The 1,747-nt window shown below is 49.9% G+C and carries 1 rRNA gene; it reads right to left on the reverse strand.

The features are described from left to right. Window positions 1-66 precede the first annotated feature (66 nt). Window positions 67-1,627, reverse strand: a 16S ribosomal RNA gene (locus FD50_RS02710). Window positions 1,628-1,747: the final 120 nt, after the last annotated feature.

Genomic DNA, 1,747 nt, shown 5'->3' on the forward strand with positions numbered 1-1,747 from the left:
TGAGAGTAAACCTCTCAAAACTAAACAAAGTTTCGACGAATGTGCAGTTTCCGTAATTATCCTTAGAAAGGAGGTGATCCAGCCGCAGGTTCTCCTACGGCTACCTTGTTACGACTTCACCCCAATCATCTGTCCCACCTTAGACGGCTGGCTCCTAAAAGGTTACCGCACCGGCTTTGGGTGTTACAAACTCTCATGGTGTGACGGGCGGTGTGTACAAGGCCCGGGAACGTATTCACCGCGGCATGCTGATCCGCGATTACTAGCGATTCCGACTTCATGTAGGCGAGTTGCAGCCTACAATCCGAACTGAGAACGGTTTTAAGAGATTAGCTAAACCTCGCGGTCTTGCGACTCGTTGTACCGTCCATTGTAGCACGTGTGTAGCCCAGGTCATAAGGGGCATGATGATTTGACGTCATCCCCACCTTCCTCCGGTTTGTCACCGGCAGTCTCACTAGAGTGCCCAACTAAATGCTGGCAACTAGTAATAAGGGTTGCGCTCGTTGCGGGACTTAACCCAACATCTCACGACACGAGCTGACGACAACCATGCACCACCTGTCATTTTGTCCCCGAAGGGAACGCCTGATCTCTCAGGTTAGCAAAAGATGTCAAGACCTGGTAAGGTTCTTCGCGTTGCTTCGAATTAAACCACATGCTCCACCGCTTGTGCGGGCCCCCGTCAATTCCTTTGAGTTTCAACCTTGCGGTCGTACTCCCCAGGCGGAATGCTTAATGCGTTAGCTGCAGCACTGAAGGGCGGAAACCCTCCAACACTTAGCATTCATCGTTTACAGCGTGGACTACCAGGGTATCTAATCCTGTTTGCTACCCACGCTTTCGAACCTCAGCGTCAGTTACAGACCAGAGAGCCGCTTTCGCCACTGGTGTTCTTCCATATATCTACGCATTTCACCGCTACACATGGAGTTCCACTCTCCTCTTCTGCACTCAAGTCTCCCAGTTTCCAATGCACGACTTCGGTTAAGCCGAAGGCTTTCACATCAGACTTAAAAGACCGCCTGCGTTCCCTTTACGCCCAATAAATCCGGACAACGCTTGCCACCTACGTATTACCGCGGCTGCTGGCACGTAGTTAGCCGTGGCTTTCTGGTTAGATACCGTCACTGCATGAACAGTTACTCTCACACACGTTCTTCTCTAACAACAGAGTTTTACGATCCGAAAACCTTCTTCACTCACGCGGCGTTGCTCCATCAGACTTGCGTCCATTGTGGAAGATTCCCTACTGCTGCCTCCCGTAGGAGTTTGGGCCGTGTCTCAGTCCCAATGTGGCCGATCAACCTCTCAGTTCGGCTACGTATCACTGCCTTGGTAAGCCGTTACCTTACCAACTAGCTAATACGCCGCGGGTCCATCCAAAAGTGATAGCCGAAACCATCTTTTAAACAAAAACCAGGCGGTTTTTGTTGTTATGCGGTATTAGCACCTGTTTCCAAGTGTTATCCCCCTCTTTTGGGCAGGTTACCCACGTGTTACTCACCCGTTCGCCACTCAGTTTCTTCGGTGAGTGCAAGCACTCGATGAAGAAACTGCGTACGACTTGCATGTATTAGGCACGCCGCCAGCGTTCGTCCTGAGCCAGGATCAAACTCTCATTTTAAAAGTTTGTGACTCATTAATTTAATACTAGCGAAATTGACTTCGCAAATGTTTGCTCTTGCACTGCAAGAGCCCTACACATTTGATTTGTCGAAACTTTGTTCAGTTTTCAAAGGTCTAC

Origin of the sequence: Liquorilactobacillus satsumensis DSM 16230 = JCM 12392 (genome assembly GCF_001435195.1) — a bacterium.
In the GTDB taxonomy this organism is placed as follows: domain Bacteria; phylum Bacillota; class Bacilli; order Lactobacillales; family Lactobacillaceae; genus Liquorilactobacillus; species Liquorilactobacillus satsumensis.